Below are 21,104 nucleotides of genomic sequence, written 5' to 3'. Positions count from 1 at the left end.
TTTAATAATAAAATTTAAATTCCTATTAAGTTGTAACACATGAAATTGCTTAAAATAATGTATTTAAAATCTTGATTTAACTAGTTTTTTTCTCTCGTCTTTTTTATAGATATGTATACCTTCGAAAAGACAAGAAATAAAATAGAAATACCTGTTTAGTGCAAAATGAGAAGAATCTTTTTTAATTCATAGTTTATAATTTATGGATTTCTGATTTAGTCGTAGGTGCATTTTTAATGATATCAGCTACCGGACAAGTACGATCAATAAATGCGATAAAATCTGAAATCTCTTCATCAGTATTATCAGCTTCAATATAAAATTTAGATACGATTGCAGAATAGCCTATTTTAGCTGCTTTATTTTTTCCTATAAAACCATCAGGATCTAATACTCCATCTATCTCTACACGGATATCGTTTAAATTTATGCCCTGCACTTTAGCGAAAGACCGAGCTACAATAACTTTACATGCTCCAAGAGAGGCTAATAATAAGTATTGGAGATGGTGCGAAGTAAGATTGATAAAAAATGGATAAAGGATTAGATTTAATACAATGTCTTATCACGATTCTAATGATTTGATGAGAGTGTAAAATATTTTGTGTAATAAATATTTCACAGAAAGAAAGAGAAAATTATGCATTGGTTATGGGTATTAATCGTAGGAGCTATTATCGGTTTGATTGCCGGAGCAATTACAAATAAAGGTGGATCAATGGGATGGATAGCTAACATCGTTGCAGGTTTAGTTGGTTCAGCAATTGGACAAGCATTGTTAGGTAGCTGGGGTCCTCAATTAGCAGGAATGGCTTTGATTCCTTCTATCATTGGTGCGATCATCGTTGTTGCTGTAGTATCATTTTTCTTGGGACGTTCAAGAGGTTAATCGTCAAATATATCAGCAATTTTACCTATTATCTTAAGGAGCAGCTTTTCGCTGCTTCTTTTTTTGTATAGATAAACTGCTTCTATCACTGATCATCGATGTTGTCTAACTGATGTCGCCGAATGCAAGCATTACCTTTGTCAGATTAAAAAATACTCGTTACACTTAATATAGAACGACGAAAGAAAGGATGATCTCAATGAAAAAAATGTACGAAACAGCAATGATCAATCGTGGAGGCCGTGATGGCGAGGTTGAGGCACCAAACGGAAGTATGCACATGAAGATCGACCGCCCAGGAATCCATAGTGAAGGGACAAATCCGGAACAACTTTTTGCGGCTGGATACGCATCTTGCTTCAACGGCGCGGTTCAACACATGCTGGAAGAAAATAATCTTGAGTCTGATTCTGAAGTCAAAGCACGGGTATCTTTATTTCAATTAGAAGACGGGGGCTACCAAATCGGGGTTGTTTTAGAAGTTTCTTTGCCAGGACTTGAGAAGGACCAAGCAGAGAAAATCGCAGAAGAAGCCCACGCATTTTGCCCATACTCTAAAGCAACAAGAGGCAATATTGATGTGGAAGTGACTATAGTAGAATAAGGGATTCTTAATGTTACTATAAATGAGATTATGAAAGATCCTATAAAGAAACGCTAGTAAAAGAAACATGTAGTTACGGTAATTAATAGCGGTATATGTACGATTGATCGAATAGAACAAGGAGGCAAAAAAATGACACAGCGGGTAGCAATAATGATTTTAGTGTTGCTGGTCATTGGCCTCCTTGTTTACTATGTCCTAAAGTTTAAGCATTGGAAGCAGCAACGGATACATCAGGATATTGAAAAAAAGTTAAAACGGTATCCTATTGTTCAAGCAGCTTGGGAAAAGGCTGAAGCAAAACAATATAACATTCCTGGATTAACAGAAACAAGAATGGTGGTGCCGGAAACCGGCGAAAATGAGGTTTGTCAATGGATGACGCCGCAAGGGTTGGCTTTTTCTCAAGATTTTGTGTTTATTTCTGCCTACTGCTATGACCATCAGCATCATTCTATTATTCATGTACTGGATAGAGAAACAGGACAGCCGATCAAACTGCTGATTTTACCTAAACGGCCACATGTAGGGGGCTTAGTATATGATACAAAACGGGAACTTTTATGGTTGACAATCACAGGATCTGCTACTGGACGAGTAGCCGCTTTACGTTTGATCGATATATTAGCAGATACATCTGAAGAGACGGGACAGCCAATCGCTTATTGGCTGACAACTGATCTCTCAGAGATTCCACAAGCATCGTATTTGACTCAAAACAATGATCAACTGGTATCTGGCAACTTCACACTAAAAGGTGAAGGACAGTTGACTTTCTATCTATTGCCGACGATAGCTGAAATGAAAACAGCAATTCGCCGCAAAGACAAAATCCAACCAACCGTGACAATGAGCAGAAAAACATCTGATAAGATTCAAGGTGTGGCTTTTTATGGCCATTATCTCTTAGCCAGTCGTTCTTATGGTCCTTATACCTCGGAACTCTTAGTGTCCGAGCGGGACTCTCCTAGCCGGATCCTAAAACGAATCAAATTTCCACCGTATTTGGAACAAATCGTTGTTGTAGAAGATCGTCTAGCAGTATTGTTTGAAAGTGGCGCCGCAGCGTATCGCGAGAAAGCCAATCCTGTGTTAGCCAATGTTTTATTACTAGACTTAGCAACGTTGCTTCATGCAAATAAGCGTCCCAAAAAGATTGCTGCAACTAAAAAATAGTCGGACAACTCAAGATGATCACTGTTGTTCATAAAGAACGACAAGAAAAATCATCTAGCGATGTTCGACTATGGGTTTATTTAGGAAGTATTTCTACTAAGATTCAATATGGCTATACAGATTCGGCGAAAAAACAAGGCAATGTTAAGTTTTTGAGAATCACAGATATACAAGAGGGACGTGTAAATTGGTCCAGTGTGCCTTACTGTGATATTAGTAATTCTAAACTAGTTGATTTAAGATTGGAAGAAAATGACATTTTGATAGCAAGGACAGGAGGAACTATGGGAAAAAGTTTCTTGGTTAAGGAAATAAGTGAGGAATCTGTTTTTGCTTCTTACTTGATTCGAATTAGGTTAGTTGAGAAATTATTATCAGAATACGTAGACTGCTTCTTAGACTCGCCATTATATTGGAAGTTATTAGAAAAAATTTCTTACGGAACTGGGCAACCAAATGTAAATGGTACAAATTTATCTAAACTACTTATACCATTACCACCTTTAGAAGAACAACAACGCATGACTACTAAAATAGAAATGATAAGAAGATCTATTCGTAGAATCAATTTTGAGTAAATATAACGGACCTAGCATCCATTTTATACCAGATGATGCTAGATCTATTATTTATATTTTATGGAATTTAATTGATTTGTTCTAGTGTTTTAATATTATTACGACAGTAAAAAAATAGTTTGATTCTTCTAACATGAATGACCATCTAGAAGTGGAAATGTATAAAAGATTTATTTTATGAAGTTTTCCTAATATCATTCACTCATGATACGCAGCTCCGTATCATAAGTGATGAGATTTTTAGGTTTTATTGACAGAAAAAAATAGAAAAAATAGGTGAATAACAAGTGAGTGAACTTAACCATTTTTCTGCGTCTACTCTAGCCGAGTTGCAAAAAGACGAGAAACATCCTTACTATGTCTATTGTTTGGTTGATCCTAGAAACAACCAGACTTTTTATATTGGGAAAGGAAAAGGAAATCGTATTTTTGCCCATCGTCAAGCGGCACTGAATATGCTAAGAAAATCAGATTTACTTGAAGAAAATGAGACAGTTAGAACATTAAAAATAAAAACAATTCAAGAAATAAATGGGATGAAATTGAAAATATCGAGCTATATACTTAGCTATGGCTTAACGGAGAGTGAAGCTTATGCAAGCGAAAATGCATTGATCAATTATGCTCAATTGATCCAAGGACTTTCGTTAACGAATTTAGTAAAAGGACATGGATCTAAGGCGATGTCAGTTGAAGAAATCGAAGACCGATATGGGTTTCAACCGATGTCTATAAATGAAATAGCGACGAATGAGTTGATTCTAGCAGTAAAAGTAAGAGATGCGTTCAATCTTTCTAAAGATGAGTCACAAGAATATCCAATCGATGACAGATTTCGTGATGATAATAATTTAAAATCCCGTACGCTAGGTAACTGGGTAATCGGCCGTGATAAGATACATCGGATTCGCTATGTTATAGCCGTTAATACAGGAGCAGATAATGCGGTTGTTGCTGCGTATAAAGTTTCTTCTCGCTATTCAGAGTCGAAGAAATTTGAAAATGGCTTGACTCGTTATGCGTTTCAGGCATTATCGAATAGAGATGATACGTTGAGAGAACTTAATTTATATAAACGATCTTTACCAGAGATTAAATTTGGTAGTGGGAGTGCAGTAGCGTATATTAACAATTAGAACAATGATTATTATAATCATTTCCATTTGTATTTTTGGTAGTAGTAGTTACCTGAAATAAATATAAATTTAAATATATATTATATCCATGAAGAGAGTGGGACAATAGTCAGAAAAAATCTGATTATTGTCCCATTTTTTGATTTTAAGGTACACAAAAATCAAAAAAATTTGTATGATTATAAATCCGTTTTTTACTCATATTCCAACATCTTAATAAATGGTTTTTACGTTTTTTTGAAAGAAAGTACGTTACTTAATGAAATTTGGCACGATAAAGTCTATCAATGGGTGTCTAGAGATAGGGGACTGTTTTTTGTTGGTTTCGGCTTATTTCAAGGGGCTACTGCTTAAACAGCGCTTTAGAGTGAATGATAAGATTGAGGTTCCAAATAAATCTTTAAATAAAAATAACGATATTTTGAATTATCAACTCGATGAAGCCTTCTCATGTCTATGTTATAGGTTATTAAATGACAAAACTAGTTGTTTTTTGATAAAATCACATACGTTATAAATTGAAATCTGTCAGTCGTTTAGAAGGGAGAAGGGATCAATGAAACCATCTATTCGTCAATGGATAGCTTAGGATTTAATAATGGATTTTGAGGTAACTAACTCATATGTTGAAAATAATCACACCTTTTCATTATTCAAAAGATGAAAAAAATAATGAATGAGTGAGAGAATAGAAAAAATATTTTCTTGCTGATTAGGTATAGTGTATTTCATGTTAGTTAAGAAAAATAAGTATGTCATAAACATAACTAGCAAGCTCTTTTAATATGAAATGATAAAAATGAGAGTGATTCACCCAATGAATAATCACTGAGTCATTTCAAATAGAGTGACGTATGAAAGGAGAAATAAAAATTGTTATGAGATTCAATCGAAAAATCATTTTGTTTGTTCTGCTAATAGCTATTGCAAGCACTTATTCCTTTATCTTTTTTAATAATACAGAAAAGATCGCAACGACAGGAGATATCGCTTTTCATTTTTCTAGGATCAAAGGATTGGCTTCTGTATTTTCGGGTCCGATCAATTTTACTACATTCAATAGTTATGGTGGTGGGGTCAACTTTTTTTATCCTTATCTAACCCTATTTCCAGCTGTGATCTTTTACTGGATTACCCATAATTTGATCTTAAGTTATATGTTATATGTTTGGGTACTGAATGTGTGTACAATACTCATCACCTTCTATTACGGACGGAAATTTTTTAAACGTGTAGATGCGGCATTTTTATTTAGTTGTTTCTATACTTTTTACGGGTATCGAATGATCGATATTTACCAACGTTCAGCGATTTCAGAATCAATTGCTCTGACGATTATGCCAGTGGTCCTCTACTACACGTATAGCCTTCTTTTTGAAAAGAAGAATTGTGTGATTCCTTTAGCTGTTAGTATGAGTTTGCTTATTTATACGCATGCTCTTTTTACGTTTATGAGCGTGATAGTTATTGGACTTTTGTTTATCGGTTCACTTTTGGCTAAACGAAAAAAGAAAGAAAATGTTTTGGACTTGTTTGTTGGAATGGCAAAAGCTGTCGGCTGGACGATTCTCTTAACAGCGTATGTTTGGTACCCAATGCTGCAGCAAGTCCTGCATCAAAGCATCAATCGTCCTTTCCGCACAAACCTTCAGGAGCGGGGAGTGAACATTTTTGAAAGTTTGTTTGGTGCGATGACTAATGATTTGACGACATTTACAATGGGAACGATTGGTGTCGTGTCATTAGTCCTTCCGCTTTTCTTTTTGAAAAGATTTGAACGAAGAGAAAGAGTCATTTATTTTTGTGCAGTAGCTACGTGGTTTTTATCGACGAATGTTTTTCCATGGTTTCTTTTCCAAAATACACCTATCCAATTGATTCAATTTCCTTGGAGAATCTTAGGGTTTCAAGTGCTTTTCGGATCATTGATCTTGGTGATGGTCTTTTTGAAATGCAGACCAGATCAGAAAAAAAGTATATGGTGGATTGGCGGAATCGTCCTCCTGCTTTTGACACTAACAGTAGTAACGAAAATAAATTATACGCAAAAAATCCAATCCTATAACGGTCGTCTGATTATGACAAAAAAAGAGATTAAGCATTACACGACTTCAGGGACAGGGGGACTTTATGATTATGCACCGTCTGATGCACTGAAATACAAAAAACAGTTGAAAAAACATGAAGTAAAAGTTGGGAATGAATGGAAAAGTAGTTCTCATAAAGCGTATGATTCAAAAATCATTTATACAGTGGAAGATGCGCAAGGGCAAAAAATCACGTTACCTGTGTTTGATTATTGGGGAACCGTTGCGAAAGTAAATGGTCAAACGACTAGCATAGAAAATGATGACGGGTTAGTAGCGGTTAAAGGAAAAGAAGGAACGACTACGATTGAGGTTTCCTCTACCTATCCGCCAACGATGATTCTTGCATTACTAACAAGCGTTGGAACTTTTTTATTTATCTTTATTCGATATTTGCTGAGAAGAAAAAATTTAGTAAAAAGTAAAATGGTCCTCCGATGAAGGGATCTAAAGTGAATGGCAGTGCAGAACAAACGTGAAAATGAATAAAGAAAATTTATAGAGTTGCCTTTTATTTTATGGGTGAATAAATTGTCTATTAGAGACACCATTTTCAGCCATTTTTGAAATAGCAACCAATGATCGTATTCCTCAACGATACCGCTAGAAACAAGGTGGACGTTGAGGATTTTTTTGTTAATTGTATCAGTCTATTTGTTTTAGCTGTTTCTCTTGTGCCTAATGGTTTAAGTTTTGCATATTCACAGCAATTACGTAGAATATCTGAACAAAGAGTTAGATGTATTTGATACTAGTCATAATTGATAAATGAGGAGGTGCGTTTTTCCGTGTCTTCTTATAGTTGATCAGTATTTTCTATGGCGAACTAATCCTTAGAAACCTACATAAAACTTTTCTTGAGTATCTGATTCTGATTTCGTAACAGTTAAACCAATTTTCTAGTTTGCAGATGAGGGATTGGTTAGAAATAATTTTTCAAATTTTCGGCATAATCTCAAGTTTGGTTTGTTAGAATGAGTGAAACAATCAAGGAGGAGTTTTATTAATGAAAAAGGGGATATTGTTGGCTGTGGGGTTGTTGTTTGTACTAGCTGGTTGTGGAACGGATCAGGCAAAAGATGCTTCAAGTAAATCGACAGACACTATTGTTACAAAAACAAGTAAGACAGGTTCAACAACGACGAAAGAATCTGATAAGACTGAATCATCCAGCTCATCAGAAACAAAGGGAAAAACAGAGTCCACGGCGACGAGTACATCAGAGTCAACTCAAACTACAACGGCTGAGTCTGCGACACCAAGTAGTCAGCCAGTAGAAAAAAATAGCTGGGATGCGAGTAAAGCGACTGAATTAGCTACGTTTATGTCAACTTGGGGTCAGGAAATGGGACAACAGTATAGAAGCTACAATGATCATGTGAATGCTAATTATTATGGATTGCAAGTACCACAATACATTTTTGATGGGCAATGGTCTATGGTGATTGATCAAACACCGGTTACCGTAGAATGGTCAGAAAATGGCAGAGGACAAGCGGGATTTGAATTAGTGGCGATCTACTCTGATATCGATCATCCAAAACCGTCTGGAGCTCATTTGTATTTCTTTGGTTTCCAACAAAATCAACCTAAGGTAATGGTGACTCAGCAAAATCAAGGAAACCCAAACAATTATTTGTATTTCAAAGAAACTGAGAATAATGAATTGAAGAACGGTTTCGAGCGGATTGTGAATAGCTAGAGGAGACGTCCTTCCAAACTTAGAAAGAAAATTTCTTGGAAAAGAGGTTGTGAAAGCATTGGTTAGCTCCAATAATAATAAGAAAAAATTTTTAGAAACAGTTTCTCGTGTTTTTGAAAAATTCAGACTTATTTCAAGGAGCTGATGCTTGAACACCATGGAAGAGAGGTTGTGAAAGCATCGGTTAGCTCCGATGACAATAAGAAAGAATTTTTTGAAACAGCTCCTCATGTTTTGAAAAATTCAGGCTTATTTCAAGGAGCTGATGCTTGAACACCATTTATCTGTTTCCAGAGCAAAGAGTGAGATGGATGTCTCAGTCTTTTTTTCTGTTTCTGAAAGGATAATTTGCTAAATAAAACAGAAAAATTTATGAAAAATTCCAATAATTACGTTATACTTATTATGATTTTTTGAAAGGAGTCACTAATGAAAACAAAGAAAAAATTGCTCTTATTTGTTATATTAATACTTATTGCGGGTCTTTATTCTGTGAATTATTTTAGGCATGCACAAACGATTTCTACGACAGGAGATATCGCATTTCATCTTTCCAGAATTAAAGGATTATCCTCTATATTCTCAGGACCAATCAATTTTACGACTTTTAATAGTTATGGCAGCGGTGTGAACTATTTTTACCCCTACTTGACCCTTTTTCCATCGGTAATTTTTTATTGGATTACCAATAATTTGATCGTAAGTTATATTTTATACATATGGGTGTTGAATGTTTGTACCATCCTATTGATGTTTTATTATGGTCAAAAATTTTTAAAGCGAGTAGATGCTGCCTTTTTATTTAGCTGTCTGTATACATTCTATAGTTATCGAACGATTGATATTTACCATCGTTCAGCGATTGCAGAAGCGATTGCACTGACGATTATGCCTGTAGTTTTGTATTATGCTTACAAAATGATCTATGAGAAAGCAACGGCTGCGATACCGTTAGCAATCAGTATGAGTTTGCTTGTTTATACGCATGTTCTCTCTACTTTCATGTGTGCGTTTTTCATTGGAATGATGATCATAGGCAAACTGATTGTGAATAAACTAAATAAGGAAGAAACCATTCGCTTGGTGTTGGAGATGTCAAAAGCTGTGGGAATGACGATTCTTTTAACAGCCTATTTTTGGTATCCTATGTTCAAGCAAACCATGTATCAATCCATCAATCAGCCAGGAAAAACAGATCTGCAAAATCAAGCGATCAATGTATCTGATAGTTTGATTGGGGCCATGAATAATGATTTGGCCTCCTTTACAATCGGAATTATCGGGATTGTTTCCTTGATTCTTCCGCTTGTGTATTTTAAAAAGCTAACGAGCAAGGAAAAAGTGATTTACCTGATTGCAGTAGCTACTTGGTTATTATCAACTAAGCTGGTCCCATGGGCACTATTGCAAAATACACCCGTTCGATTGCTTCAATTTCCTTGGCGGATATTAGGGTTTCAGGTACTTTTTGGCTCATTAATTTTATCCATTGTTTTTAATAGGATGATATTTGGTCAGAAAAAAAGAATACTTAGTATCGCAGCAATTGTTTGTTTCATGTTTGTTGTTTCGGCAGCCACTAAAGCCAATTATAATCACAAAGTGCCAACACTAGGTGACCATTTAGAGGTGAATAAAGACACTCTAGGTAGTTACATCACTGTAGGTGTTGGAGGGGTCTTTGACTATGCACCACTAGAAGCCATGAAATATAAGGAGCATGTGCAAAAGCATGAAATAAGAGTAGACAATAAATGGCAAACAGCAGCATATGAAGCTTCTGATTCCAAAATAGTCTATACAGTCAAAGGTGCTAAAGATAAAAAAATCACGTTACCCGTGTTTGATTACTGGGGAACTACAGCAAAAGTGAATGGGCAAAATACCAAGATTGAAAACAATGAAGGATTAGCAACATTTGAAGGAAAAGCAGGAACAACGGTAATTGAAGTTTCTTCTAAGTATCCCTTTACAATGATTCTTGCTTTTATTGTCAGTCTAGGAAGCTATCTTTTTGTTTTTATTCGTTTCTTAATCGGCAAATGTTTCGTTTCGAAAAAAATTGCGTAACATAAATATTCGTACTAGGACAAAAAACTGAAAGATTCGTTAACATCTAGTGAGATCACTAGGTGTTTTTTTATTCTTATTTAGTTCATGGTGAATTTCATCAATGATTATTGGATAAGGCAATCTTTCAGATTCGACAGAGATTCTACGCTTATAAGCATTCTTTTTCACCCAGTCAATGGTTAATACAGAATTTGAATAGATCATTATCTAGCAGTCTTGCTTTTAATGCATTGATTAACACTTAACAAGCAGAACCCCAGATTCAACATTCATTAGTTCGTTTATTAATTTTTTTTCATAACTAAGTTATTGCTAGTCAATTTATTGTAAAGTAACGTATGAAATAAATGGACTGATAACGTAGCTTCTGAAATTGCCGTTTGAGCTAGTGTAGCAATGAGGGATTTCAGCGTTAGATTGTTGCTAACAGAAGATGAATGGGGTGGGGGAACATGAAGAAACATTATTTGGCTTGTTTGTTGTGTCTGTTCTTTTTATTTGCTTTGCCAGTACAGGGTTTTGCAGTAGCAGGTGGACATGGTGGTGGCTCAACGAGAAGCGGTGGATCTGGCGGAAGTTTTAGTGGTAGCTCGGTCGGACATCATTTTTATGACGATCGACCAATTATCGGAAGATCACGAGGGTATTATCGATCGAGTTCATACGGTGACGTAGAGGACTATGTATTAATGGGGGCGTCTGTTGGTAGTTTTGCGGCGTTTGCTTTATTTAAAAGGAAGAAAGAACAGCACAGTGTGACCAGAGAGCTATTTTCTCGTATGCCTGGGAAAAAGAAAGCGAAGAAAAGATTGCTTTCAGAGATCGAAACCAGCTTCTTTGCGATTCAAAACGCTTGGGAACATGAAAAAATGGAAAAAGCCTCGCGCTATTATACGAAAAAATTATTTTTGGAGCATCAACAGGTCTTACAAAAGAACCAAGAAGAGGGTATTAAAAATCATACTAAAAAAATCGTCCTGCAACAGTTGGGGAACTATCGTCAAATAGAGGAAGACAGTTTCTCGATCCGAATTGATTTTAGTTGCTATGATTATACGATTGATCGAAAAAATAACCTGCTCTTATCAGGGTACAAGCATCAGCGACAATATTTTTCTCAGATCTGGTATTTCAATTATTCAGACAAAGAACAAAAATGGCAGGTAGATTATATTCAACCGATTTCATTGGGTTAAGGTAACGGTAGGAATGATTGGTTGAAACCAAGGTTGTTGGTAACAAAGCATAAATCAAAAAATGGCATAGAGGGGGAGCCGTGATCAGAATGAATCTGGTCGGCTCTCTTTTTTTGTGGGAATGTTTTTCTTTTTTAGTGAAGTACGGGGATATTCACAGGAATGTTAGCCAGCTGATGATATGAGCCTAACTATCAGGATTCGTTTTTCAACAGAACTGGTGGAGTAACTAAGAGGAGTATACCCTATAATAGCTAAAAGAGAACCTCACGTTAATTAATTTCCGCTACCTAGGAAAAAAGTAAGTTTGAAAGCGCATACCTTGGTAGCTACACTAAACGTGTAAGAAAAAAAGGGGAGATGGTAAAGATGGCAAAAAATATTTTGTTGATTTGTGGTTCTGGTGCTTCTAGTGGATTTATGGCGGCTGCTATTCGAAAAGCAGCGAAAAAAAGAGGGGAAGAGGTAACTGTGAAAGCGGCTAGTGAGTCGCAATTGGATGAACGGATCAATGAGATCAATTATCTGTTGATTGGTCCGCATTTGTCTTATATGTTGGCAGATCTCAAAGCACAAATTGAAGGAAAGAACGTGAAAGTAGCAGTCATTCCACAAGCAACCTATGGCACTTTAAATGGAGATAAGGCACTAGATCTGATTTTAAGTATGGAGGGCTAACGAATGATGAATAAAATTATGGACTTCATGACGAACAAATTTGCGCCAAAAGTAAATAAAATTGTCAAGAATCCTTGGGTCTCGGCGATCCAAGATTCGATCATGGCGGCTTTGCCATTAGTTTTTGTTGGCTCATTAGTCACAGTGGTTTCTCTGCTAAAAAATCTTTTTGCAGGTTTACCTGATTTTTCAATGATTAGTAATTTTTCTTTTGGGATGTTTGGTTTGATTGTTTCTTTTTTGATTCCTTATTATCTCATGGAAAAAAAGGGAAACAGCGGTCAAAAGCTGATTTCAGGTGCTACCGGATTAGTGTTATTCATGATGTTACTATTTCCCACAGTATCTGCTGAAGGAAATGCTACGTTTATTCTTTCTCGGTTTGGCGCTACAGGCATGTTTCTTGCGATTATTTCTGGTCTTTTTGTTGCCTGTGTGATGAATTTTGCTGCTAAAAGATCATTTTTCGATGAAGATACACCGATCCCTGATTTCGTGGTGGGGTGGTTTAATAGTTTATTGCCGATTACGTTTATCTTGATCGTTGGTTGGTTTATCACGGTACAAATGAATGTTGACTTCTTTGAAGTGGTCGTTTGGGCATTCAGTCCATTGGCAAAAATCGTGCAATCTTACCCAGGTTTTGTCTTATCCGTTTTTATCCCAGTCTTTTTATATACGTTCGGTATTTCAGGTTGGGTGATGATGCCGGCTATCTATCCTGTATATATGGCTGGATTAGCTGCTAATGCTGAGGCTGTTGCAAATGGTGGACAAGCAATGAACATTGCTACTCAAGAAACTTGTTATGCTTTTTCATCAATGGGTGGTGTGGGGACTACCTTGGCCTTGTCTGTGATGATGTTGCTGCTAAGTAAATCAGCACAATTAAAAGCGATTGGTAAAGCGGTCTTTATCCCTTCGATCTTTAATATTAATGAACCGTTGGTTTTTGGGGCACCGATTGCTTTTAATCCTTATTTGATGATTCCTATGTGGATCAATGCACTGATCGTACCAACGATTTCTTATGTGGTGATGAATATGGGCTTCGTGAATATTCCTAGTCAATCATTCTTGTTGTGGTACATGCCATATCCATTTACATCTTATTTAGCCACTCAAGATTTCCGTGCGGTCATCGTCTGTCTGTTGATCTTTGTTATTACATGGTTTATCTTCTTACCATTTTTTAAAGCATATGATAGTTCATTATTAAAACAAGAAAAAATTGCTGAAGAACAAGAAGCGGCGCAAGCAAAAGCAATGCAAGCTTCAACGGTTCAATAATTGGAGGTAGTAGTATGTCACAACAGTTTGTGGAAGAAACAGATAGCCTAAACGAATTATCGATGAATATTTTGATCCATGCAGGTAATGCTCGTGAATTACTGGTAAAAGGTCTGAATGCACTGGAGGAAATGGCGTTCGATGAAGCAGAAGAATTGATTCAATCGGCACATAAAGAAGTGGTGATTGCTCACGGCTTGCAAACAGATACGTTACAAATGGAAGCTTCAGGAGAGCAGATCCGCTATTCTACGTTGTTCTGTCATGCGCAAGATACGTTGATGACAGCACAAAGTGAGATATTGATTGGTGAACATATGGTGCGGTTGTTTCGGAACTTTTCAAAAAAATTAACTAAATAGGAGGTATTCCATGTTTAAAGAATACAAAATGCCAAAAGATTTTCTTTGGGGAGGGGCGATTGCTGCCAACCAAGCAGAAGGGGCGTATCAAGTTGATGGTAAGGGCATCAGTCTCGCTGATTTACATGTTTTCCATGCGGATAAAACAAATGCAGAAATTGCGGAAGAGCAGCATAAAGGAATGTCTTTGGCTCAGTTGAAGGCGAATATGACAGATGAACAAGGCTATTATCCTAAACGCCATGGGATCGATTTTTATCATACCTATCCTGAAGATTTAGCGCTATTAGCAGAGATGGGCTTTAAAACGTTTCGGACGTCGATTGATTGGTCGAGGATTTTTCCTACGGGCGATGAAACGGAACCGAATGAAGCGGGTTTGGCTTATTATGATGCATTGATTGATAAAATCCATGAGTTAGGGATGGAGCCGATTATTACGATGCTTCATTATGAAACACCAGTAGACATTACTTTAAACTACGGTGGTTGGCATAATCGGAAAGTGATCGATCTATTTGTAAAATATGGAAAAACAATTTTAGATCGTTACAAAGATAAAGTGAAGTACTGGATCGTCATCAATCAGATCAACTTGATCCAATTTGAACCATTCAATTCAACTGCTATACCTTATGATACGGTGGATCATTACGAAGAAGCTAGTTATCAAGCGATCCATAATCAGTTCGTTGCCAGTGCTAAAATCTATGAATATGGGAAAAAGCTCAACCCTGAAATGCAAATTGGAACGATGGTTGCAGATTGCACCGCCTATCCATTTTCTTGCGATCCAGATGATATCATCTTGGCTTTACGTCGTAATCGGATGGAGTATTTCTATACAGATGTGCAATTTCGAGGGGAATATCCTCAGTATGCGTTGAATTATTTTGCTGAAAATAATATCCACCTCGAGATCACTGAAGAAGACAAAGCCATTTTACAAGCGAATACGATGGATTATCTGGCTATTTCTTATTATTATTCGCAAATGGTCGACTCCAAGAAAAACGATTTGAACCCTGCATCGGTGACACCTAACCCGAACTTGAAAGCTAATCCATGGGGGTGGGCAGTGGATCCTAAAGGGTTGTATCATTCACTGTCGCAATATTGGGATCGTTATGGTAAAGCGATTATTATTGCAGAAAATGGCTTTGGAATGTATGACCAGTTGGAAAACGGCAAGATTCATGATGATTATCGGATCGATTATCTGGCTAGTCACATTGAAGAAATGAAACGTGCGATGTATGATGGAGTCAATGTGATTGCTTATTGTGCATGGGGGCCGATTGACATTATCAGCTGTTCATCTGCTCAAATGGAAAAACGTTATGGATTTATCTATGTGGATCTGGATAATGAAGGAAAAGGTAGTGGTGATCGAATTAAAAAAGATAGTTTTTACTGGTACAAAAATGTGATTGAATCGAATGGAGAAAATTTGTAAAGTCGCCAGTTTAAAGAATAGGTGTGATGCGAGACATGGATCTTCGTATCCACCTTTTTTTGAGATAGTGTGGCAAATCAATGGATAGCAACACATGTGTGGGGGAGATAGAAAGTGGCAACGAAAAGGCAAAGAGAGATTATCGCATATCTTGCAAAACGACAGCAGCATTGGGTCACTGCGACGGAACTAGCAACATTTTGTAACTGTACGACTCGAACCATTCGTAATCAAATCACAAAGATCAATGAGACAGAGCAACAAATTATTTCTAGTAATCAAGGGTATCGGATCAAACAACCTACCCAGGATAAGCAAGTGATCCAAACAACGAATGACCGGCAATCACAGTTGTTTTTGACGTTGTTAAAAAGCAATCATGGCATTGATCTCTATGATTTGGCAGACACGATGTTTTTCTCTGAGTCAACGTTAAAAAATGACATCCAGCTTTTACGTAACGAGATTCAAAACAAACAATTGAAATTAACGATCAAAGCCAATCAAATTTATTTAGAAGGATCAGAAAGTGATAAAAGGCGTTACATGATTTCATTACTGTATGAGGAAGGCGATTACCAGGAAAAACTAAAGTACCATGTCCAAGATATGATTGGTACGCTTTCGCTTATTGATCTAGAGCGAACCATCCATGATGTCTTGGCTTCACATAAAATCAAAATCAATCGTTATTCGATGAACAATATTGTGCTTCATTTTGCGATTAGTATTGAACGGATTCGCCAAGGAAATGATCTGAAAAGCGTGAAGGACTTTCCATTAAGAAATGATGCAACGGAATTTCAATTGTGTGTGGAGATTACTGAACTTCTTTCAAATACTTATCACATTCATTTTTCTGATGCTGAAGTCAAGCAGTTATCTTTACTTTTTATTGGATTACAAAATGAATATCTTACGAATCGCAAAGAGCTAGCCTTGTCCAAAATTGTTGAAGCTCGAGTGATCGAAACACTAAATGAAGTTTTAGAGAAAGTCAAAGAAACCTATTTGATTGATTTACAAGATGAAGCTTTTTTCAATAAATTAGCTATCCATCTGCAAAATCTTTATGATCGCTCTCAATATGAACGGTTCACCCGGAATAGCAGCCTTTTAGATATTAAAACAGCCTATCCGTTAACGTATGACATTGCGGTTTACTTGTCGATGTTGGTACAGGAAAAATTAGCGATTTGGTTTAATGAGGATGAGATTTCTTTTATCGCTTTACACATCGGGGCTTACTTAGAAAGCAAAAAAGAAAAAAGACCAAAGTTGCGAGTGCTAGTTGATCACAACAATTACCATGATTTTGAAGAAACAAACGTTCAAAATATTCGTAGTATGCTAGGGGAAGATGTGGAGATCGTGGCGGTTGATCATCATGAGGTAAGCGTACAAGAAAATGACGTGTATGTCTCTTCTGACCGTGACAGAGTGACTGAAATCAATGGCGCAGTATATGTCCATCCTATTTTGACGCGCAAAGATTTTGCAAAGATCCAAAAACGGGTGACTGCCAAGCGAAAAAGTAATTGGCGAAAACAGATGTTTCATTTGATTGATCGGTTTATTATTGAAGATCTCTATTTTAATCAATTTGACCCGACCGATCAGACACCTAAAATGATTCGGGAAAAATTGTTTGATCGATTGTTAGTGACAGGGTATGTGGAGGAAGAATTTTCCCAGAGGATGGAAAAACGAGAAGCGATGTCATCGACCAGTTTCCCATCAGGTATCGCAGTACCCCACTCGTTGGAACAACAGGCGAAAAAAAGTGCCCTTTCGATTATGACCTTGCAAGAAACTCTCAAATGGGACGAATATCCTGTTCAGATCGTGGCTTTAGTTGCGATTTCACAAGATGAAGCCAAAGAATTTAATGATTTTTTTGAAATGTTTATCGAAATCGTTTCTGATCCGATCAATGTGCGATTGTTAGCGGGTGCAGAAAATTTTACAGAATTCATCTTAAAAATGAAAATGTTGGTCGAAACGGAAGAATGATCCGTGAATGTTGAGGGCGTTGGTTTTATTCTTGCATGATAGGAAAGCTCGCTTTTGTCTTAGGGATCACTGCTAATCGATTATTGTCAAAGTAGCCGAAAGCTTTCTAGTGATTTTTGGTTACTTTGTTTTTTTGTGCTTGCAGTGATGGAAGGAAGTAATTTAAAACATCTTTCTGCTAACTTCCAATTGAACGGAGAAGTTTAGGATTGCCCGTTTTTCTCTTAGGCAAGCTGATTTCACGTAAAGTGGTGGAAAAAGAAGGGCAACCTATAGAATAAAATTGTGTAATAAATCTTAGATAGGTATAATGTAAGGCAAAAGGGAGGAATAAAACATGAAAATTGCAATTGCAGGAGCTGGAGCGATGGGAAGTCGTTTCGGTCTGATGTTACATCAAGGTGGAAACGAAGTACTATTGATCGACGGTTGGGCAGATCATGTTCAACAAATCAAAGAGCATGGGTTAAAAGCAGATTTCAATGGCGAAGAAGTAGTTGAGAAGTTACCAGTCGTTCTTCAATCAGAAGTAGGCGAAGAAGATCAGGTAGATTTGATCATCTTATTTACTAAAGCGATGCAATTAGAAAAAATGCTAACAGATATCCGTCCATTGATCAAAGAAGAAACGGAAGTATTATGCTTATTGAATGGTATCGGACATGAAGATATCATTGAAAAATTTGTTCCAATGGCAAACATTTATATTGGTAACACCATGTGGACGGCGGGCTTAGAAGGACCTGGAAAAGTCAAACTGTTTGGAAGTGGTTCAATTGAGCTGCAAAATCTTGGAGAAGGCAAAGAAGAACAAGCGAAAGCACTAGCTGAAAAATTATCAGAATCAGGCTTACATGCGAAATTCTCTGATAACATCCATTATTCCATTTACCGTAAAGCTTGTGTGAATGGCACGATGAATGGATTATGCACGATTTTGGATGTGAACATGGCAGGGTTAGGTCAAACTTCGACTGCGCATAAGATGGTGGAAACGATTGTTCGTGAATTTGCGGCAGTGGCAGAAGCTGAAAATATCCACTTAGATATCCCAGAAGTGATCGCTCATTGTGAATCTTGTTTCGATCCAGAAACGATCGGATTACATTATCCATCCATGTATCAAGATTTGATCAAGAATCACCGCTTGACGGAAATCGACTACATCAACGGTGCGGTTTCAAGAAAAGGGAAGAAATATGGTATTGCAACACCTTATTGTGACTTCTTAACAGAATTGATCCATGCGAAAGAAGATAGCTTGCAGGTAAAATAAAGGGGGATAATTGATGGAATAGACACAAAGCATGTCACCAAAGATTTTTCTGAACAAAGTACTAGCTGGTACAGCAACGGGGATTATCATCGGATTGATTCCTAACGCAGTATTAGGGGCGATTTTAAGATACTTTAGTGGTTCTTCTTTTGCGATGGCTGTTGCTCAAATGGCGGTCATCTTCCAATTAGCGACACCGTTGATTATCGGTGGATTAATTGCTTTGCAATTTGGTTTTGCACCGATGAAGATGATGGTGGTGGCTGGTGCCGCATTTGTCGGGTCAGGGGTGGTGAAGTTTACTCCTGAGCTTGGTGAAACAGGTGTGTATGTTGGTGCTGGCACAGGCGATATCATCAATACGATGATCACTGCTTCTATCGCAGTTGGGCTGATTTATCTGATTGGTGAACGATTTGGTTCGGTAGCGATTGTGTTGACTCCGATCGTTGTTGGTGTCGGCGCAGGAGTGATCGGGTTTTATCTCTATCCTTATGTGACAGATATTACCTCAGCTATCGGAACGGTTATCAATAATTTCACGACACTACAACCTTTACTGATGTCGATCTTGATTGGCTGTTCTTTTGCCTTCTTGATCATTTCACCGATTTCCACCGTAGCAATCGGAGTGGCGATCCAACTAGATGGTGTTTCAGCAGGAGCGGCAGCAATGGGTGTCGCAGCAACGACTTTCGTTTTGATCGTGAACTCGTGGAAAGTCAATAAATCAGGAGTGACGATCGCCATTACGTTAGGAGCGATGAAGATGATGATGCCTAATCTGTTTCGCAGACCGGTTATTCTCGTTCCTTGTCTGATCAGTGCAGTGATTACAGCTATTCCAGTTGCTTTGTTGTCTATTTCAGGAACCCCTGCCTCGGCTGGTTTTGGGATCGTTGGCTTAGTTGGTCCTTTAGCTTCTTTAGATGCAGGTCTAAATCCGGCTCTTGTTGTTTTGAGCTGGTTAGTCGTCCCAGTTGCGGCAGCATTGTTCACTCAGTTTTTATGTGAGAAAGTATTGAAACTATATGATCGAGCAGATGTGTTTGAATTCTTAGGCTAGTGAAACGGCTGATTTTTTGGCTGAGCCTGCTCCTTTGATAGTGAGACAAATCATGTCAAATAAAAAAAGCTTGAATTTTTAATTCCTTTTTTCGAAGGAGATTAAAAGTTCAGGCTTTTTTAATATAAAAAACGAAATTTTTTGTGGATATAGATCAGTGTAGGTATTTTTTTGCTTCTTAGTAGCATTATTTAGTAATATTGATAGTATTTATTTTTCATTAAGCGGTATAATGTTTTTGAATATAATGGAGGGGCGTAATATGGAGATAATGCAAGCGGGTATCAGAGTTCCAAAAAACCAATTGGTAGAAAAAGTGAAGGAATTACATTTTTCAGAAAAGATTGTTAAACATTTAAATGGGGCAATAGTGACGAGTGGTACCGTCATGGAAATTATAAATAAAGGAGAATACGTATTAGATATTCCACCGGAAATATTAAAGGGACTAAAAAATGGAACGTATCGTTTTGTCTCTGGGAAAGATGGAGTATATGCACAGATTGCTGATAAAAAAAGTGGCGAATTTGTTAAAAATTTGACATTAAAAAATGGAACAAGCGTTTGTTCAGCTTTGGGTCCTGCAGCAATAGTAGTAGGAGTCATGTTAGAACTTAAAAAAATCGAAGACAAATTAGATGATCTTAATTTGAAAATAGACGAAGTAATCAAAAATTTTGAAAATGATCGTTATGCAGGTGTAGTTTCTGCTAAAGAGAAATATGAACAATCAGTGTTAATAAAAGATCCTCAAATAAAAAAACAGTTATTAGTTAATGTGCTAAATGATATCACTACTGTGAAATATCAATTGTTAAAACAGTTAGAAGGAAAGGTAATCAGTTACCGAAAAAACCGTATGAAATTTGGTGATAAAGAAAAGTCAGCAAATGATATTTTGCAAAATATTTTATTTATAAATGAGAGTTTTAATATCCAAGTAAATTGCCTTTCAGATTTAGATGAATATGTTGCTTTGAACTATAGCTTAAATCTCCATAAAAAAGATTTGGAAAGCATTTTGACTAGAGAAATGGCGTTAAAATTAGATGAGTATTTTCAAAAATCAACCAATCCAATAACAGAAGCAATTGATGATATTCATACGTTGATTCATACTATCTCTGATATGATCGAAGCGGATCCTGAGTATATTTTAAGTGGATATGTAACGGACTAATGGGGGGAAAGCAATGTATAAATGTACAAATTGTGGACGAGAAATATCTGAACCTAAAAAACTATGTGCATATTGTAAAAAAGAAAAAAATAGGATAACGAACGTGAGTAAACGAGCGTTAAAAAAGACAGTAGAATTTACGAATGAAAAGACAGAAGTAATCGGCAACAAGTTCTCTTCTTTGAAAATAAAACAATTGAAGTCATCAATAAAAATAAATACAAGCATGAAAGAAACAGGTACTAAAGTCAAAACAGAGGTCACTGATACGCTAGCCAAAGTTACTGAACAACTAGTAAAAAAAGGAAATAGTCAAAAGAAAAAAAATAAAAAATAATCTTA

The 21,104-nt window shown here is 36.7% G+C and carries 19 protein-coding genes; 18 read left to right on the top strand and 1 reads right to left on the bottom strand.

Annotated features, from left to right (window positions below):
* Positions 1-193: 193 nt before the first annotated feature.
* A complete protein-coding gene (locus tag AB3H90_RS10720) occupies positions 194-526 on the bottom strand; it encodes an OsmC family protein (protein WP_368016753.1) in 333 nt (110 codons plus the stop codon).
* Positions 527-640: 114 nt separating this feature from the next.
* On the opposite strand from AB3H90_RS10720, the gene AB3H90_RS10715 reads away from it, so the two are divergent.
* The 18 genes from AB3H90_RS10715 (at position 641) to AB3H90_RS10630 (ending at position 21,099) form a co-directional block, all read left to right on the top strand.
* Positions 641-889: a GlsB/YeaQ/YmgE family stress response membrane protein gene (locus AB3H90_RS10715; protein WP_002292290.1), complete on the top strand. Its 249-nt coding sequence runs from the start codon at positions 641-643 to the stop codon at positions 887-889.
* A 199-nt stretch (positions 890-1,088) separates the two neighbouring features.
* Positions 1,089-1,493, top strand: coding sequence for an organic hydroperoxide resistance protein (locus tag AB3H90_RS10710; protein ID WP_002292291.1), 405 nt, complete (start codon positions 1,089-1,091; stop codon positions 1,491-1,493).
* A 132-nt stretch (positions 1,494-1,625) separates the two neighbouring features.
* Entirely contained in the window at positions 1,626-2,669 is a 1,044-nt protein-coding gene (locus AB3H90_RS10705) for a hypothetical protein (RefSeq protein WP_002292292.1), read from the top strand.
* A 14-nt stretch (positions 2,670-2,683) separates the two neighbouring features.
* Complete coding sequence (locus tag AB3H90_RS10700) at positions 2,684-3,247, top strand: restriction endonuclease subunit S (protein ID WP_002294754.1); 564 nt, start codon at positions 2,684-2,686, stop codon at positions 3,245-3,247.
* Positions 3,248-3,534: 287 nt separating this feature from the next.
* On the top strand, positions 3,535-4,383 hold the full coding sequence (locus AB3H90_RS10695; protein WP_368016705.1) for a hypothetical protein: 849 nt from the start codon (positions 3,535-3,537) through the stop codon (positions 4,381-4,383).
* Between the two features lie 878 nt (positions 4,384-5,261).
* Entirely contained in the window at positions 5,262-6,911 is a 1,650-nt protein-coding gene (locus AB3H90_RS10690) for a YfhO family protein (RefSeq protein ID WP_161638036.1), read from the top strand.
* A 565-nt stretch (positions 6,912-7,476) separates the two neighbouring features.
* Positions 7,477-8,172, top strand: a complete 696-nt coding sequence (locus AB3H90_RS10685) for a DUF4767 domain-containing protein (protein ID WP_207432680.1) — start codon at positions 7,477-7,479, stop codon at positions 8,170-8,172.
* Between the two features lie 429 nt (positions 8,173-8,601).
* Positions 8,602-10,242, top strand: coding sequence for a hypothetical protein (locus AB3H90_RS10680; RefSeq protein ID WP_368016704.1), 1,641 nt, complete (start codon positions 8,602-8,604; stop codon positions 10,240-10,242).
* 455 nt (positions 10,243-10,697) lie between these two features.
* Positions 10,698-11,441, top strand: coding sequence for a hypothetical protein (locus AB3H90_RS10675; RefSeq protein WP_368016703.1), 744 nt, complete (start codon positions 10,698-10,700; stop codon positions 11,439-11,441).
* 360 nt (positions 11,442-11,801) lie between these two features.
* Complete coding sequence (locus AB3H90_RS10670) at positions 11,802-12,119, top strand: PTS sugar transporter subunit IIB (protein WP_196763502.1); 318 nt, start codon at positions 11,802-11,804, stop codon at positions 12,117-12,119.
* Between the two features lie 6 nt (positions 12,120-12,125).
* Positions 12,126-13,409 (top strand): PTS sugar transporter subunit IIC, encoded by a 1,284-nt coding sequence (locus tag AB3H90_RS10665; protein WP_368016752.1) that lies wholly within the window; start codon positions 12,126-12,128, stop codon positions 13,407-13,409.
* Between the two features lie 14 nt (positions 13,410-13,423).
* The gene (locus AB3H90_RS10660) at positions 13,424-13,771 is read left to right on the top strand and encodes a PTS lactose/cellobiose transporter subunit IIA (RefSeq protein ID WP_010720932.1); all 348 of its coding nucleotides are present in this window, start codon (positions 13,424-13,426) and stop codon (positions 13,769-13,771) included.
* A gap of 10 nt (positions 13,772-13,781) precedes the next feature.
* Positions 13,782-15,227 carry a glycoside hydrolase family 1 protein gene (locus tag AB3H90_RS10655; RefSeq protein WP_034700425.1) on the top strand — a complete coding sequence of 482 codons (1,446 nt, stop codon included), beginning with the start codon at positions 13,782-13,784 and terminating at the stop codon, positions 15,225-15,227.
* A gap of 114 nt (positions 15,228-15,341) precedes the next feature.
* Positions 15,342-17,240: a transcription antiterminator gene (locus tag AB3H90_RS10650; protein ID WP_368016702.1), complete on the top strand. Its 1,899-nt coding sequence runs from the start codon at positions 15,342-15,344 to the stop codon at positions 17,238-17,240.
* A 337-nt stretch (positions 17,241-17,577) separates the two neighbouring features.
* Positions 17,578-18,516 (top strand): 2-dehydropantoate 2-reductase, encoded by a 939-nt coding sequence (locus tag AB3H90_RS10645; RefSeq protein ID WP_010720928.1) that lies wholly within the window; start codon positions 17,578-17,580, stop codon positions 18,514-18,516.
* Positions 18,517-18,547: 31 nt separating this feature from the next.
* Positions 18,548-19,582, top strand: coding sequence for a PTS sugar transporter subunit IIC (locus AB3H90_RS10640; protein WP_368016701.1), 1,035 nt, complete (start codon positions 18,548-18,550; stop codon positions 19,580-19,582).
* 262 nt (positions 19,583-19,844) lie between these two features.
* A complete protein-coding gene (locus AB3H90_RS10635) occupies positions 19,845-20,762 on the top strand; it encodes a hypothetical protein (RefSeq protein WP_010737054.1) in 918 nt (305 codons plus the stop codon).
* 13 nt (positions 20,763-20,775) lie between these two features.
* A complete protein-coding gene (locus AB3H90_RS10630) occupies positions 20,776-21,099 on the top strand; it encodes a hypothetical protein (RefSeq protein ID WP_010737055.1) in 324 nt (107 codons plus the stop codon).
* Positions 21,100-21,104 lie beyond the last annotated feature (5 nt).

Origin of the sequence: Enterococcus sp. C63, from assembly GCF_040887215.1 — a bacterium.
In the GTDB taxonomy this organism is placed as follows: domain Bacteria; phylum Bacillota; class Bacilli; order Lactobacillales; family Enterococcaceae; genus Enterococcus_B; species Enterococcus_B hirae.
Note: the sequence above shows the minus strand (reverse complement) of the source record. Positions and strands in the feature narration are given on the sequence as shown.

What these genes read in the sequence shown, in the direction of transcription:
- AB3H90_RS10715 (WP_002292290.1), top strand. Translation starts at nt 641, where the DNA reads ATGCATTGGTTATGGGTATTAATCGTAGGAGCTATTATCGGTTTGATT.
- AB3H90_RS10710 (WP_002292291.1), top strand. Translation starts at nt 1,089, where the DNA reads ATGAAAAAAATGTACGAAACAGCAATGATCAATCGTGGAGGCCGTGAT.
- AB3H90_RS10705 (WP_002292292.1), top strand. Translation starts at nt 1,626, where the DNA reads ATGACACAGCGGGTAGCAATAATGATTTTAGTGTTGCTGGTCATTGGC.
- AB3H90_RS10700 (WP_002294754.1), top strand. Translation starts at nt 2,684, where the DNA reads ATGATCACTGTTGTTCATAAAGAACGACAAGAAAAATCATCTAGCGAT.
- AB3H90_RS10690 (WP_161638036.1), top strand. Translation starts at nt 5,262, where the DNA reads ATGAGATTCAATCGAAAAATCATTTTGTTTGTTCTGCTAATAGCTATT.
- AB3H90_RS10685 (WP_207432680.1), top strand. Translation starts at nt 7,477, where the DNA reads ATGAAAAAGGGGATATTGTTGGCTGTGGGGTTGTTGTTTGTACTAGCT.
- AB3H90_RS10680 (WP_368016704.1), top strand. Translation starts at nt 8,602, where the DNA reads ATGAAAACAAAGAAAAAATTGCTCTTATTTGTTATATTAATACTTATT.
- AB3H90_RS10675 (WP_368016703.1), top strand. Translation starts at nt 10,698, where the DNA reads ATGAAGAAACATTATTTGGCTTGTTTGTTGTGTCTGTTCTTTTTATTT.
- AB3H90_RS10670 (WP_196763502.1), top strand. Translation starts at nt 11,802, where the DNA reads ATGGTAAAGATGGCAAAAAATATTTTGTTGATTTGTGGTTCTGGTGCT.
- AB3H90_RS10665 (WP_368016752.1), top strand. Translation starts at nt 12,126, where the DNA reads ATGAATAAAATTATGGACTTCATGACGAACAAATTTGCGCCAAAAGTA.
- AB3H90_RS10660 (WP_010720932.1), top strand. Translation starts at nt 13,424, where the DNA reads ATGTCACAACAGTTTGTGGAAGAAACAGATAGCCTAAACGAATTATCG.
- AB3H90_RS10655 (WP_034700425.1), top strand. Translation starts at nt 13,782, where the DNA reads ATGTTTAAAGAATACAAAATGCCAAAAGATTTTCTTTGGGGAGGGGCG.
- AB3H90_RS10645 (WP_010720928.1), top strand. Translation starts at nt 17,578, where the DNA reads ATGAAAATTGCAATTGCAGGAGCTGGAGCGATGGGAAGTCGTTTCGGT.
- AB3H90_RS10640 (WP_368016701.1), top strand. Translation starts at nt 18,548, where the DNA reads ATGTCACCAAAGATTTTTCTGAACAAAGTACTAGCTGGTACAGCAACG.
- AB3H90_RS10635 (WP_010737054.1), top strand. Translation starts at nt 19,845, where the DNA reads ATGGAGATAATGCAAGCGGGTATCAGAGTTCCAAAAAACCAATTGGTA.
- AB3H90_RS10630 (WP_010737055.1), top strand. Translation starts at nt 20,776, where the DNA reads ATGTATAAATGTACAAATTGTGGACGAGAAATATCTGAACCTAAAAAA.